Consider the following 14324-nt stretch of genomic DNA (forward strand, 5'->3'; position numbering starts at 1 on the left):
GTTACCGCGCGAGGGCCGTGCGGAGTTGGCGGCGGGAGGTGATGCCGAGTTTGGCGAAGGTCTTGCGGAGGTGCCATTCGACGGTGCGGGGGCTGATGAAGAGCTGGGCTGCGATCTCCGGGTTGGTGAGGCCGTCGCGGGCCAGGCCGGCGATCTGGGCTTCCTGGGCGGTCAGGTCGTTGGTGGTCTCGGGGGTGCGCTTGCGGACCGTTTCACCGGTGGCGAGGAGTTCGTGGCGGGCGCGGTCAGCGAAGGCGGCGGTGCCCATCGCGGTCAGTTGTTCGTGGGCGGTGCGGAGGTGCACGCGGGCGTCCTGACGGCGGCCTTCGCGGCGGAGCCATTCGCCGTACAGGAGTTCGGCGCGGGCCGTCTCCAGGCGGAGCGCCGTACGGCCGAGATGGTCGATGGAGGCGCGGTACGCCGATTCGTCGTTGCTCAGCAGCGCCTGGGCACGGGCCCGCATCCCGAGCGACCAGTCGGTCGGGACGGCGGCCACCCGGTCGGTGAGCCAGGTGAGCGTGGTCTCGACGAGTTTGGTGTCGCCGGTCCGGGAGGCGGCTTCGGCGAGTTCGCCGACGACGAGTGCGCCGTACGCGACGGGGTCCTGTTCGAAGACCTGGAGTGCGGCGTCGCGGGCGGTCTCGTAGCGGGCCAGTCCGTTGTTGAGGAGGGCGCTGGTGTACGTCGCGATCGCGGTCATCCGGCCCTGTTCCTGGGCGCGGGCGTCGCGGATCATCGCGTCGACGAGGGGCTGGGCGGCGGACTCGTCGCCGCGGAGGGCTTCGAGCTGCATGGCGCCGATGCCGAGGACGCGGTTGCCGGAGGCGATCGCGAGCCGACGTTCCTCGTCGACGTACGCCGCGGCGGCGGTCAGATCGCCGGTCATCGAGACGACGTTGGCGCGGAAGTTCAGCGCCCACTGGAGTTGGACCAGGGCCCCGCTGTCGCGGGCGGCGCGTTCGTGGCGGGCGGCGAGTTCGAGTGCGGTGTCGAGGTCCCAGAGGTCGATCGCGACGATGCCGCTCGCCCGGTTCCCGGCCAGCCAGAGCCAGCCGTCTTCCGCCTCGCCTTCGCGGGCGTGGTCGAGTGCTCGCAGCAACTGCGGCGCGGCTTCGGCGTACCCACGAGTGAAGCGAACGGCCAACGCCTGCAGCAGCAGATCGCCGGCCGGAGCGAGGGAACTGTGCGGCGCCGGGGCCGCGGTGGCGATCTCGGTGAGGATGCCGGGGGTTTCGGGTCCGCTGGCCCAGATGGCCGCCGACATCGCCTCGAGGTACGCGACGCGGGCCTGGTCATGGTCGTGCGGCTCGAGTCGTTTCGCGGCTTCGACCAACGTACGGGCGGCCTCGACGGCGTGCCCGCGGTCGAACGCGATCTCGCCGCGCAGTCGGGTGATCTCGGCCTCTCGGACCGGGTTCGCCGGACCCGCGGCTGCCCCGCCGAGGAGGTCGAGCGCGGAGTCGAGCGCGCCCGCGGTGCGCTTCGCGGTCGCGGCGGCCAGCACGCGGTCGGCCCGCCGGTCCGGGTCGATCGTCAGCGCGGCCGCGCGTTCCAGGAAGATGCCGGCGGCAAAGAACCCGCCGCGGGCCCGCGCCCTGGCCGCGGACCGCTCCAGGTCGGCGGCGACGTCCTCGTCCGGCGTCACCGCCGCCTGCGCGCGGTGCCACGCGCGCCGGTCCGGGTCGGTCTCCGGGTCGGTCACCGCCGCGAGCGCCCGATGGACCGCGAGCCGCTGCTGCGGAGTCGCCGTCCGGTACGCCGCCGACCGCACCAACGGATGCCGGAACCGGATGTGCTGGTCGAACTCGATCAGCCCGGACTCGATCGCCTCGGCGGCCGCGTCCGTACCGATCCCGAGTTGCTCGGCGGCTCGCCACAACAGGGTCGGGTCGCCGAGCGGCTCCGCGGCCGCGGTGAGCAGGAGGAGGCGGGTCTCGGTCGGCAGGGCCTCGACGCGACGCACGAAGCCGTCTTCGATCCGCCCGGTGAGCGTGCCCGTGACCAAGCCGTCGGCCAGCTCGGCCGCGGTCCAGGCGCGTGGGAGCTCGAGCAGCGCGAGCGGGTTGCCGCGGGTCTCGGCGACGATCCGGTCGCGGACGCGCGGGTCGATCGGCCCGGGGAGCACGGACTCGAGCAGCGCCCGCGCGTCGGCGTCGTCCAGGCCGCGGACCGGCAACTCGGGCAGACCCTCGAACTCGTGCGCGATCCCGTCCCGGACCGCGAACACCATCGCCACCGACTCGGCCGCGAGCCGGCGCGCGACGAACGCCAGGATCCGCGCGGACATCAGATCCAGCCACTGCGCGTCGTCGACCACACACACGACCGGCTGCTCACCGGAAGCCAGCAGGTTGAGTACCGCGAGCCCGATCAGGAACCGGTCCGGAGTAGGTCCGCTCCGCAGGCCGAACGCCGTACCGAGCGCGTCCCGCTGCGGATCCGGCAACCGCTCGAGGTTGTCCAGGAAGGGCAGGCAGAGCTGATGCAGCCCGGCGTACGCGAGCTCCATCTCGGACTCGATCCCGGCCGTCCGCGTGACCCGGCACCCGTCGGCTGCGGCGACCAGCGCCTCCAGCAGCGCCGACTTCCCGACCCCGGCCTCGCCGGTGAGCACCAGCACCTGACTACGCCCACCCCTGGTCTCACCAACCAGCGCGGCCAATACCTCGGTCTCGTGCCGCCGCCCGCGAAGCCCTTGATTCCCCACCACGCCCGCCAGCGTAAACGGTCGGGCCCACGGGTCAGACCAGCACCACCGGGCCGCGGGCGAGCCGGGAGACCCCGCCGTCGTCGCGGAGTGTCAGCACGGTCAGGGCGGCCGCTGCGGATTCGACGAGTACGGTGCCGGTCCCGTCGTCCGTCCTGTGCCGCACGTCGACCTCCGGATAGACCGTCTGCCATGCGCTGACGTCGTCCGGACCCACCACGGTCAGGCCGGTGCCTCGGCGACGCGCCGCACCGAAAGCGAAGCCCAGGGCGTCGGAGTCACCGTCGACGGCGACCACGACCCGGCCGACGGACGGGCCGGTCGTACGGTCCCGGGTCAGCCCGACGACCGCGAGCGAGGCCGTCGTACGGCGGGCCAGCCGGCGGGCGAGCTTCCGCTCGTACCGTCGCCCGTGCCCGATGACCACCAGCGCCCCGGCGGTCTCACGCGCCTCGTTGAGGAGCGCGGTCAGCGGGCGGCCCGGGAACACCGTCGAGGAGACATGCAGGCTCGGGAACAGGCCCCGGACGTACTCGACGGCGTCCCGCACGACTGTGTCGGCCGCCTCCAGGTCCCGTTCGTCGACCGACAGCTCATCGAACGCGTCGAGCGGGTGCGTCCAGGGGAACGCGTACACAACGCGGAGCTCGGCGCTACGAGCCGCTGCCTCGGCTGCGGCCCAGTCCAGGGTGTCCTGGCTGTCCTGCTCGACTAAGACCACCACGCGCGTCATTGGGGTGCCTCCCTTTCGTGTGGCACCACCGTCTCGTCGCAGGTGGGTGCATCACACCAGGGAGAACCACGGGCGGACTCACGTGTCCAGCAGTTGCAGGGCCTCCGTGATGGAGCCAGTGACCGGTGCTCCCGTGGCCAGCAATGCCTCGCGGGTCATCGCGCCGGTAGTCACCAGGACACACTGCGTACCGGCTGCTTGGGCCGCGTTGGCGTCGTCGACGACGTCACCGATCAGTACGACGGACGCCGGGTCCAGCTGCTGCTCCTGGAGGTGCCGGGCGAGGCTGTCCGCCTTGGAGCCGCCGCCCACCTCACCGGGCAGGCCGTCGACGCGGGTGAAGTACTGCGTGAGCCCGTACAGCTCCACGGTCGGTGTGAGCCGGGAGTGGAACCACATCGACAGCAGCGACTGTGTCCGCCCGCCGGTCGCACAAGCTCGCAGTACGTCATGTGCGCCGGTTGCGAGGGCACACGTGTGCAGGAGCGCGTCGTACCGGTCGTGGTAGAGCTTGTCGACCTGTGCCCACTCCTCCTCGTCGAGCGTGCGCTCCAGGACCTGCTCGTACGAGAGCCGCATCGGGCGCGCGTACGCGGCCTGCCACTCGACCCACGTCAGCTCGGGCCGGCCGAACCCGGTACACACCTCGTTGACCGCTGCCAGCACCGCGTGGTTGTCGTTGAGAAGCGTCCCGTTCCAGTCCCACACCACATGCGAAATCACGAGCGCCACTGTAGTGCGGGGTGAAAGGATGGTGCGCATGGCTTTCCTCCCCGCACAGGAGCTGTCGGCTGGGTTCTACGCGGACGTAGTCGCCCCTGTGCTCGGCAGCACCGGCCATGCGGCCGGTTTGCTCGGCTGGGGATCCGACGTGCTCGGCTACGACACCGAACGCTCGATGGACCACGACTGGGGTCCGCGGCTGGTGGTCCTGGTGGACGAACCGGAGACTGTCCGCAAGCAGATCGAGGCGGTGCTGCCGGACGAGTACCGCGGCTACCCGGTCCGGTTCGGGTCCTCTGTGCACGCTGTGGAGCACCGCGTTACCGTGGCACGGCTGAGTGACTGGTTGTGTGGACATCTCGGCTTCGACGCGACACAAGGCATCGGTGTGGACGACTGGCTGGTCACACCGCAGCAGCAGTTCCTCGGCGTGGTCAAAGGGCAGGTGTACGCCGACGACGGCCGGCTCGCGCCGGTGCGTGCAGCGTTGGCCTGGTATCCGGACGAGATCTGGCGCTGGCTGATGGCCTGCCAGTGGACCCGGATCTCGCAGGAGGAGCCGTTCATGCAGCGGACCCACGAGGTCGGCGACGAGCTGGGGTCCCGGATCGTCGCGGCCCGGCTCGCCCGGGAGGTGCTGCGGCTCGCGTTGCTGCAGTCCCGCACCTATGCGCCGTACACGAAATGGCTGGGTACGGCGTTCGCCCGGCTGGGGCATCCGGACGGGCTGGACCGGGCGCTCGCGGAGACGGTTGCCGCGGGCAACTTCGCGGACCGCGAGCGCGCGCTGGTCACGGCGTACCGGCTGGTCGCCGAGCGGCACAACGCGCTGGGGATCACGCCCGGGCTCGACCCGGAGCCGCGGCCGTTCTTCGACCGTCCCGCACTGGTCCTGGACGCCGCGCGGTTCGCGGAGGCGTGTCATGCGACGGTGTCGGACCCGCGGCTGAAGCGCGTCGGGCCGATCGGGTCGATCGACCAGTTCGTGGACAGCACCGACGTACTGAGCAACCCGTCCGCCTACCGCCGGCTCGTGGAGGTCTTCCAGTGACGTTGACGAAACACACCATCAGCTCGGTCACGACCGTACGGCTCGGGTACGAGTACCTGCGGACCGTCGGGCGGAACTCCTTCCTCGGTAGCCACGGGAGCGGCGGCAGCTTCACGGCGTACGTCGTCGAGACGGACCGCGGCGCGACCGGCTGGGGGCTGCCGTTGTCGGACGGGGACCCCGGACCGCTGATCGGCCGGCCGCTGGCGGAGCTGATCGACCCGGAGCGCGGCGTGGTCGACCCGGCGGCGGAGTTCCTCGACTACCCGCTGCACGACCTGGCGGCACGGATCCTCGAGCTGCCGGTGTACGCGATGCTCGGCGGCGCCGGGTCGCCGCGGGTGCGGTGCTACAGCGGCGGCATCTACTTCGACGACCTGGACGGCGGGCCAGACAGTGGGCCGGACGGCGGGTTGGACGCGATCCGCGCGAACCTCGCGCAGGACCACGCGTTCGGGTTCCGCGACTTCAAGCTGAAGATCGGCCGCGGCCACCGGTGGATGGACCCGCGGGCCGGACTGCGGCGCGACATCGAGGTCACCCGGCTGACCCGCGAGCTCTACCCCGACGCAGCGATCCTGGTCGACGGCAACGACGGCTTCACCCTGAACGGCCTCTTCGAGTACGTCGACGCGGTCGCGGACTGCGGCCTGTACTGGATCGAGGAGCCGTTCCCCGAACGCCGCCCCGACCTGCAGGCCCTGCGCGAACACCTGAACGGCGGACCGATCCGGATCGCCGACGGCGAGTACGACCCGGACGTCGACCACGTCGTCGCCTTGGCAGCCGAGGGCCTTGTGGACGTCGCGCTCATGGACGTCATCGGCCACGGCCTCACCGCCTGGCGCCGGACGATGCCCCTGCTGAAGTCCGAAGCCTCACCCCACGCCTGGGGCCTCCCACTCAAGACCCTGTACGCCGCCCACCTCTCCGCCGGCCTCGGCAACACCCCCATCGTCGAAGGCGTCCCCGGCCCCGGCGCCTACACCCTCGAAGACGGCCACGTGGTCCTCACCGACGACCCGGGCTTCGGCCTGGAGTTGCCGTAGTACTCAGTCGGTCCAGGGCCAGGTCGGCGCGGGTGTCGACGGGCCTTCGTACGGCAGGTCCGCGTAGTGCTGCTGCAGCTCGGCCAGTTGTGCGGTCAGCGCTGCGCGCGTCTCGGCGTACGACGGGTCGTCGGCGACGTTGAGGAGCTCCTCCGGGTCCTTTCGCAGGTCGTACAGCTCCCACTCCGGGTCGAACACCCGGTCCGACGAGCCGGGGACGCCCATGCCGGCGCCGTAGTAGTGGATGAGCTTGTGGTCCTTGGTCCGGACGCCGTAGTGCGCGGGAGCGTGGTGGTTCGGGTCGTCGTGTTCCCAGTAGCGGTAGTACATCGCCGTCGGCCAGTCGGCGACCTTCTCGCCGCGCAGCAGCGGCAGGAAGCTGCGGCCCTGCGACGTCGGAAGGACCTCGGCCGCGGCGAGGCCGGCCATCTCCAGGAAGGTCGCCGCGAAGTCCACGTTGGTCACGATGTCGTCGCAGGTGGCGCCTGCCGGGATGACCGACGGCCAGCGGATCATCATCGGCATCTGCAGCGACTGGTCGAACATCAGCCGCTTGTCGTACCACCCGTGGTCGCCGAGGAAGAACCCCTGGTCGGACGTGTACACGACGACTGTGTTGTCCGACAGCCCCTCCTCGTCCAGTACGTCGAGCAGCCGGCCGACGTTGTCGTCGATCGACTGCACGCACTGCAGGTAGTCGCGGAGGTAACGCTGGTACTTCCACCGGATCCGCTCGTCACGGTTCTCGGGTCCCTCCAGCTCCGGCGGCGTCGGTTCGCCGAGCTCGGTCTCGTCGAGGTCGTCGGCCACGGACATCGTCACCGCGCGAACGGCCTTGCTGCGCGTCGAGTAGTCGTCGAGCAGCGTGCTCGGCTCCGGGATCGACCCGACCGGGTACAGGTGCTTGTGCTTCTCGTCCGGGACCCAGGGCCGATGCGGCGCCTTGTGGTGGACCAGCAGCATGAACGGCCGGTCCGGGTCTCGCCGCCGGAGCCAGTCGATGCTCTGGTCGGTGACGATGTCGGTCGCGTAGCCGGGCACCGTCTCGGGCCCGTCCGGCCCGATCATCACGGGGTCGACGTACTCGCCCTGGTCCGGGAACACCCGCCAGTCGTCGAAGTGCCGCGGCGCCGCCTCCGGCCGCTGACCCAGGTGCCACTTGCCGAACAGCGCGGTCTGGTACCCGGCGTCCTGCAGCACCTCCGCGATCGTCGGCACCCGGTAGTCGGTCTGGGTGTAGATCGACGCGACCCCGTTCACGTGGCTGTACGTCCCGGTCAGGATCGAGGCCCGCGACGGCGAGCAGATCGAGTTCGTGCAGTACGTCGCGTCCATCCGCACGCCGTCGCGCGCGATCCGGTCCAGGTGCGGCGTGCTGTTGACCTTGCTGCCGTACGCCGAGATGGCGTGCGCGGCGTGGTCGTCGGACATCACGAAGACGATGTTCGGGGTCGGCATCGACCCACCGTAGTACAGCCGCGACCGGATCTGGACACCGCTTTCCTGCGGGTGCCCGCTGGGCGTAGGTTTACCGGTCATGGCCATGTTCGACCTTTCCCTCGACAAGCTCCGCGAGTACCGGCCCGAGGTGGCCGCGCCCGCCGACCTGGTCGACTTCTGGCGCCGCTCGATCGAGAAGGCGCGCACCGACGACCTGTCCGCCACGTTCACCGCGATCGACAACAAGCTCGCGGTCGTCGACACCTACGACGTCACCTACGCCGGCTTCGGCGGCACTCCGGTGAAGGGCTGGCTGCACGTGCCGGCCGGTGCCGAGGGACCGCTGCCGACCGTGGTGCAGTACCACGGCTACAGCGGCGGGCGCGGCCTGCCGCACTCGACCACCCTGTGGGCACAGGCCGGGTACGCGCACTTCGTGATGGACACCCGCGGCCAGGGCTACAGCCAGGGCGGCTTCGACAGCACCCCGGACGACACGCCGTACGCCGGTCTCAATCACACGCCGGGGTTCATGACCGCGGGCATCACCGACCCGGAGACGTACTACTACCGCCGCGTGTACATCGACGCGGTCCGGGCGCTGGAAGCCGCGAAGGCGTCGCCGTTCGTCGACCCGGAGAAGCTGGCGGTCAGCGGCGGCAGCCAGGGCGGCGGCATCTCGATCGCCGCGGCCGGCCTCGCTCCGCTGGCCGGGATCGACCTGGTCGGCTGCGCCCCCGACGTACCGTTCCTCTGTCACTTCCAGCGTGCGCTGCAGATCACCGACAAGGACCCGTACGGCGAGATCACCCGGTACCTGAAGGGTTTCCGGCAGGACGTCGACGCCGTGCACAACACGCTGAGCTACTTCGACGGCGTGAACCTCGGCCGGCTGGCGACGACGCCCGCGCTGTTCTCGGTCGCGTTGATGGACGCGACCTGTCCGCCGTCGACCGTGTTCGCCGCGTTCAACAGCTACGGGAGCGAGCAGAAGAGCATCGAGGTGTACCAGTACAACGAGCACGAGGGCGGGCAGACCTACCAGCAGGCCGTCCAGCTCGACTGGTTCGCCGGGATCTTCGGATGAAAGCGTCCCGTTAGCCTGCCTTCGGCCGTCCGGACCGCTTGACCCCCTAGTGTGGTCGGCATGCTCGGACTACCCACGGGGATCCAGGCCTGCTTGTTCGACCTGGATGGCGTGCTCACCGATACGGCTGCCGTCCACGCTGCGGCGTGGAAAGAGATGTTCGACGAGTTCCTCCGCGCGTATTCGGCGCGGCACGGCATCGCGTTCGTGCCGTTCGACGCCCGCGCGGAGTACGACGCGTACGTGGACGGCAAGCCGCGGGCCAGCGGCGTCCGGGACTTCCTGGCCGCCCGGCACATCACGCTGCCGGACGGCAGCCCGGACGACCCGCCGGCGGCGATGACCGTGAACGGCCTCGGGAACCGGAAGAACGAGGCCGTCCAGCGCCGGATCCGGACCGAGGGCGTGCACGTCTTCGAAGGCTCCCGGCGGTACCTCCAGGCCGCCGTCGAGGCAGGCCTGCGGCGGGCCGTGGTGTCGTCCAGCGCGAACACCCGCGAGGTCCTCGACGTCACCGGTCTGGCGCAGTACGTCGAGGAGATCGTCGACGGGATCACGATCCGCACCGAGGGGCTGCGGGGCAAGCCGGCGCCGGACACGTTCCTCGCCGCGGCCGAGCGGTTCGGGATCGAGCCGTCCGCGGCGGCCGTCTTCGAGGACGCGCTCGCGGGCGTGGCCGCGGGCCGCGCCGGGAAGTTCGGGCAGGTGGTCGGCGTCGACCGGGTCGGCCAGGCCGCCGACCTGACGTCGCACGGCGCGGACGTCGTGGTCAAGGACCTCGCCGAGCTGCTGGAGGACCGATGATCGATCGAGGTCACCATCCGGTCGAGCCCTGGCGGCTCCGGGAGACCCGGCTCGCGATGGACAAGCTGGCCCAGTCCGAGTCCCTGTTCGCGTTGTCGAACGGGCACATCGGCCTCCGCGGCAACCTCGACGAGGGCGAGCCGTACGCGATCCCGGGCACGTACCTGAACTCGTTCTACGAGCAGCGCCCGCTCCCGTACGCCGAGGCCGGCTACGGCTACCCCGAGTCCGGCCAGACGCTCGTCGACGTCACCAACGGCAAGCTGATCAGGCTGCTTGTCGACGACTCGCCGTTCGACATCCGGTACGGCTTCCTGACCAAGCACGAGCGCTCACTCGACTTCCGCACCGGCATCCTCGAGCGCGACGTCGACTGGACCTCGCCCGGCGGCAAGCGGATCAAGGTCCGCACCCGCCGCCTGGTCTCGCTGACCCAGCGGGCCGTCGCCGCGATCGAGTACGTCGTGGAGCCGGTCGACCAACCCGCCCGGTTCGTCATCCAGTCCGAGCTGGTCGCGAACGAGACACAGCCCAAGCTGTCCGACGACCCGCGGGTCGCCGCCGTACTGGACAATCCGCTGCACCCGGTCAGCCACGACGGCGGCGAGCACGGCACCGTGCTGATCCACCGCACCAGCCGTAGCCGGCAGCTGATGGCCGCCGCGATGGCGCACGAGGTCGACACGTCGGTGCGGTACGCGATGGACCAGGACGTCCGCGAGGACTGGGCACGGACCACGGTGATCTGCCAGCTGCAGCCGGGCGAGAGCCTCCGCGTGGTGAAGTACCTGGCGTACGGCTGGTCCAGCCTGCGCTCGGAGACCGCGATCCGGGACCAGGTCGCGGCCGCGCTCGCCAGTGCCCGGTTCTCCGGCTGGGACGGGCTGACCAAGCAGCAGATCGAGTTCCTGGACGACTTCTGGGACGGCGCCGACGTCGAAGTACAAGGCCATCCCGAGCTCCAGCAGGCGGTGCGCTTCGCGCTCTTCCACGTACTGCAGGCGGGGGCGCGCGCCGAGCGCCGGGCGATCCCGTCGAAGGGCCTGACCGGTGCCGGGTACGACGGGCACACGTTCTGGGACACCGAGGGCTTCGTCCTGCCGGTGCTGACCTACACGATGCCGGACGCCGCCGCGGACGCGCTGCGCTGGCGGCACTCGACCTTGCGGATGGCCCGGCAGCGCGCCGAGGAGCTGGGCTTCAAGGGTGCGGCGTTCCCGTGGCGGACGATCCGCGGCCAGGAATGCTCCGGGTACTGGCCGGCCGGTACGGCGGCGTTTCACATCAACGCCGACATCGCCGAGGCGGTGATGCGGTACTACCGGGCCACCGGCGACGAGCACTTCCTCGACGAGGCGGGGCTCGAACTGCTCGTCGAGACCGCCCGGTTGTGGATGTCGCTCGGGCACCACGACCGCGACGGCCAGTGGCACCTGCCCGGAGTCACCGGCCCGGACGAGTACAGCGCCGTTGCCGACGACAACGTTTTCACCAACCTGATGGCCGCCCGGAACCTGAGGTCCGCCGCGGAGATCGCCGCGAAGCTTCCGGCCAGGGCCCGTGAGCTCGGCGTGGACAGCGAGGAGGAGGCGTCCTGGCGGGACGCGTCGGCGGCGGTCTACGTGCCGTACGACGAGGCTCTGCGCGTGCATCCGCAGTCCGAGGGCTTCACCGGGTACGCCGTGTGGGACTTCGAGGCCTACAAGGGCAAGTACCCGCTGCTGCTGCACGCGCCGTACTTCCAGCTGTACCGGACCCAGGTGGTGAAGCAGGCCGACCTGATGCTGGCGACGTACTGGTGCGGTGACGCCTTCACCGCCGAGGAGAAGGCGCGGAACTTCGACTACTACGAGCGGCTGACGGTGCGGGACTCGTCGTTGTCGGCGTGCGTGCAGGCGGTGATGGCGGCCGAGGTCGGGCATCTGGACCTGGCGTACGACTACGCGTACGAGGCCGCGCTGATCGACATGCGGAACCTGCACCACAACACCGGCGACGGGCTGCACATGGCCTCGCTCGGCGGTGCGTGGAGCGCGCTGGTGGCCGGATTCGGCGGGCTGCGCGATCAGGGAGGCATCCTGTCGTTCGACCCCGCGCTGCCGATCGGGCTGGCCGGGTTGAACTTCACCGTCCGCTGGCGCGGCGTCCGGCTGAAGGTGGCGATCGATCCGGTCGCGGTGAAGTACAGCGTGCACGACGGACCGGACGCCTCGATGACGTTGCGGCACGCGGGCGAGGTGATCACCGTGACCGCGGCGCAGCCGGTGGTCCGGACGTTGCAGAAGCGCCGCCCCCTGCTGCCCCGGCCGCCGCAGCCGCCGGGCCGTGAGCCACGGCCGGCGATGGCGGTCAACGAGGACGGCTGAGGACGGCGCTTCGCGTCGTCAGTCCTTGCTCCCGGTCAGTTCTTGCTCTTGGCGGCGAGCGACTCGGCGGTCCCGACCAGCAGCACGGACGAGATCACCGCGACGACGAAGCCGAGCACGTTCAGCTCGAAGATGCCGCCGGTGCCGAGGATGCTGGCGATCGTGCCGCCGATCACCGAGCCGGCCAGGCCGAGCAGCAGCGTGGCGAGCAGGCCGAGCTTCTGCTTGCCGGGGGTGAACAACCGGGCGAGTGCACCGATGATGAGACCGGCGATGATGAAGCCGAACATGGCTGGGATCCTCCGAGGTGTCGAACGGTATGTCTCGAGTCTCCCGGCGGAGCGCGGTTCGTGGCAGTGGAGTTTCCCCTGACCGGACCCGGACCGGACCCTGGGCCGCGGGTTCGGAATACTGTCCGGGCGGGGCCGTAGTCTCGGGGTCGTGACTGTTCATCAGCTGTCGAAACGCGACGCCAGACGGCTGGCCGTGCGCGCGCAGCTGCTCACCCGCGAGCGGCCGGCCGACCTGTTCGAGGTGGTCCGCGGGCTGAACGCGGTGCAGCTCGACCAGACGGCGTACGTCGCTCCGAATGCGGACCTGGTCGCCTGGAGCCGGCTCGGTTCGTCGTACGACCCGGCCGAGCTGGCGGACGCGCTCGCGTCGCTGGAGCTGCTCGAGCTGCGCGGATTCGTCCGGATGCCGGAGACGCTGGCGTTGTACCGCGCGGAGATGGCCGCGTGGCCGGCCGACGGCGAGCCGCTCGACTGGCAGGAGTACCGCCTCGACTGGGTCCGGGCGAACGAGGGCTGCCGGCTCGACATCCTCGAGCGGCTGCGCCAGGACGGCCCGTTGGTGATGCGCGAGCTGCCCGACACCTGCGTGCGGCCGTGGAAGTCGAGCGGCTGGACCAACAACCGGAACGTGTCCCAGCTGCTCGAGTTCATGATGCAGCGCGGCGAGGTGGCGATCGCCGGCCGCGAGGGCCGGGATCGCCTGTGGGACCTGGCGTCCCGGGTCTACCCGGACGATCCGCCGGTGCCGCTCGCCGAGGCGGTCCGGACCCGGGACCGGCAACGGCTGCGGTCGATGGGCCTGCTGCGCGCGAAGGGCCCGGCCTGCCCGGGCGAGCCGCTGGACGCCGGCGAGGCGGGGGAGCCCGCGGTCGTGGACGGTGTCCGCGGCGAGTGGCGGATCGACCCGGAGCTGCTCGACCAGCCGTTCACCGGCCGGACGGCGATCATCTCGCCCCTCGACCGGTTGGTGTACGACCGCAAGCGGCTGACCGAGATCTTCGAGTTCGACTACCAGTTGGAGATGTACAAGCCGGTCGCGAAACGGCGCTGGGGGTACTTCGCGCTGCCGATCCTGCACCACGACCGCCTGGTCGGGAAGCTCGACGCGATGTCCGACCGCAAGGCCGGCATCTTGCGGGTCGCCGCGATCCACGAGGACGAGCCGTTCTCGAAGACCTTGACCGCCGCCGTCCACCGCGAGCTCCGCGACCTCGCCAAGTGGCTACGCCTCGAGCTGGTCATCGGCTGAGCCGCGCCCGGCCTCCGCTCCGGTCAGGCCGAGCCGCCGTTGCTCTTCAGGAGTTGGCCGTTGATCCATTGGCCGCGCGGGGACAGAAGGAAGTCGACGAGGTCGGCGGTGTCGGCCGGGGTGCCGAGACGGCCGAGGGGAGTGCCCTGGGCGCAGGCGATGCGGAGTTCCTCGGTCATCCAGCCGGTGTCGATCGGGCCGGGGTTGATCACGTTCGCGGTCAGGCCGAGGTCGGACAGTTCCTGCGCGGCGGCGAGTGTGATCCGGTCCAGGGCGCCCTTGCTCGCGCCGTACGGGAGGTTGTGGACGGTGTGGTCGCTCGTCAGCGCGACGATCCGGCCGGTGCCATGCGGTACGGCGTACCTGCGGGCGTACTCGCGAATCAGCAGCCAGGTCGCCCGCGCGTTCACCGCGAAGTGCCGGTCGAAGCTCTCGACGGTGGTGTCGCGGATGCTGGAGTCGACACTCTCGCAGTGGCACATCACCAGCGCGGTCACCGGGCCGAGCCGGTCCGCCGCGGCGGCGAAGATCCGCTCCGGCGCGGCCGGGTCCGCGAGGTCCGCCTCGATCGGTACGGCGGTCACCCCGAGCCCGGTCAGTTCCGCGGTGATCTCAGCGGTGGCGCCGTCCTGCACGCCCCACGTCATCCGCTCGTCGTACGCGGTCCAGTACGTGAACGCGACGTCCCACCCGGACTCGGCGAGACGGCGGGCGATACCCGCGCCGATCCCGACCGTACGGCCGACTCCGGTGACGAGCGCGACAGGTCGTTCGAGCATGCCGGCGATCCTGCTCGATCGCGCGGCCGACGGCAAACCAATT

The 14324-nt window shown here is 70.8% G+C and carries 12 protein-coding genes; 6 read left to right on the forward strand and 6 right to left on the reverse strand.

Going from position 1 to position 14324, the window contains the following annotated elements:
- Window position 1: 1 nt before the first annotated feature.
- The 3 genes from AB0M51_RS12935 to AB0M51_RS12945 all read right to left on the reverse strand — a co-directional run bounded on the left by AB0M51_RS12935 (window position 2) and on the right by AB0M51_RS12945 (window position 4163).
- Entirely contained in the window at window positions 2-2710 is a 2709-nt protein-coding gene (locus tag AB0M51_RS12935) for an AAA family ATPase (RefSeq protein WP_344187623.1), read from the reverse strand.
- A 31-nt stretch (window positions 2711-2741) separates the two neighbouring features.
- Entirely contained in the window at window positions 2742-3440 is a 699-nt protein-coding gene (locus AB0M51_RS12940; protein ID WP_344187622.1) for a universal stress protein, read from the reverse strand.
- Window positions 3441-3518: 78 nt separating this feature from the next.
- The gene (locus AB0M51_RS12945) at window positions 3519-4163 is read right to left on the reverse strand and encodes an HAD family hydrolase (RefSeq protein ID WP_363749337.1); all 645 of its coding nucleotides are present in this window, start codon (window positions 4161-4163) and stop codon (window positions 3519-3521) included.
- Window positions 4164-4200: 37 nt separating this feature from the next.
- On the opposite strand from AB0M51_RS12945, the gene AB0M51_RS12950 reads away from it, so the two are divergent.
- Both AB0M51_RS12950 and AB0M51_RS12955 read left to right on the forward strand, forming a co-directional pair.
- Window positions 4201-5214 carry a DUF4037 domain-containing protein gene (locus AB0M51_RS12950; protein WP_344187620.1) on the forward strand — a complete coding sequence of 338 codons (1014 nt, stop codon included), beginning with the start codon at window positions 4201-4203 and terminating at the stop codon, window positions 5212-5214.
- Window positions 5211-6263 (forward strand): enolase C-terminal domain-like protein, encoded by a 1053-nt coding sequence (locus AB0M51_RS12955; RefSeq protein ID WP_363749339.1) that lies wholly within the window; start codon window positions 5211-5213, stop codon window positions 6261-6263. The genes AB0M51_RS12950 and AB0M51_RS12955 overlap by 4 nt, the downstream gene beginning before the upstream one ends.
- Before the next feature lie 3 nt (window positions 6264-6266).
- Here AB0M51_RS12955 and AB0M51_RS12960 read toward each other — a convergent pair whose 3' ends face one another.
- Window positions 6267-7721, reverse strand: a complete 1455-nt coding sequence (locus tag AB0M51_RS12960; protein ID WP_363749341.1) for a sulfatase — start codon at window positions 7719-7721, stop codon at window positions 6267-6269.
- A gap of 79 nt (window positions 7722-7800) precedes the next feature.
- Here AB0M51_RS12960 and AB0M51_RS12965 point away from each other — a divergent pair, with 79 nt between their 5' ends.
- Genes AB0M51_RS12965 through AB0M51_RS12975 form a run of 3 tightly spaced genes read left to right on the forward strand, consistent with a single transcriptional unit; the run spans window position 7801 to window position 11960 of the window.
- Window positions 7801-8790, forward strand: a complete 990-nt coding sequence (locus tag AB0M51_RS12965; RefSeq protein ID WP_363749343.1) for an acetylxylan esterase — start codon at window positions 7801-7803, stop codon at window positions 8788-8790.
- Between the two features lie 60 nt (window positions 8791-8850).
- Window positions 8851-9594 carry a beta-phosphoglucomutase family hydrolase gene (locus AB0M51_RS12970; RefSeq protein WP_344187616.1) on the forward strand — a complete coding sequence of 248 codons (744 nt, stop codon included), beginning with the start codon at window positions 8851-8853 and terminating at the stop codon, window positions 9592-9594.
- Entirely contained in the window at window positions 9591-11960 is a 2370-nt protein-coding gene (locus tag AB0M51_RS12975; protein ID WP_363749345.1) for a glycoside hydrolase family 65 protein, read from the forward strand. The genes AB0M51_RS12970 and AB0M51_RS12975 overlap by 4 nt, the downstream gene beginning before the upstream one ends.
- Before the next feature lie 35 nt (window positions 11961-11995).
- On the opposite strand, the gene AB0M51_RS12980 is transcribed toward AB0M51_RS12975, so the two are convergent.
- Window positions 11996-12250 (reverse strand): hypothetical protein, encoded by a 255-nt coding sequence (locus tag AB0M51_RS12980; RefSeq protein ID WP_344187614.1) that lies wholly within the window; start codon window positions 12248-12250, stop codon window positions 11996-11998.
- A 151-nt stretch (window positions 12251-12401) separates the two neighbouring features.
- On the opposite strand from AB0M51_RS12980, the gene AB0M51_RS12985 reads away from it, so the two are divergent.
- Window positions 12402-13502, forward strand: a complete 1101-nt coding sequence (locus AB0M51_RS12985) for a crosslink repair DNA glycosylase YcaQ family protein (protein ID WP_363749347.1) — start codon at window positions 12402-12404, stop codon at window positions 13500-13502.
- Between the two features lie 23 nt (window positions 13503-13525).
- Here the strand turns inward: AB0M51_RS12985 and AB0M51_RS12990 are convergent, their stop codons facing one another.
- Window positions 13526-14281, reverse strand: a complete 756-nt coding sequence (locus tag AB0M51_RS12990; protein WP_363749349.1) for an SDR family oxidoreductase — start codon at window positions 14279-14281, stop codon at window positions 13526-13528.
- Window positions 14282-14324 lie beyond the last annotated feature (43 nt).

Source organism: Kribbella sp. NPDC051137 (assembly GCF_040682535.1).
GTDB classification, from domain to species: domain Bacteria; phylum Actinomycetota; class Actinomycetes; order Propionibacteriales; family Kribbellaceae; genus Kribbella; species Kribbella karoonensis.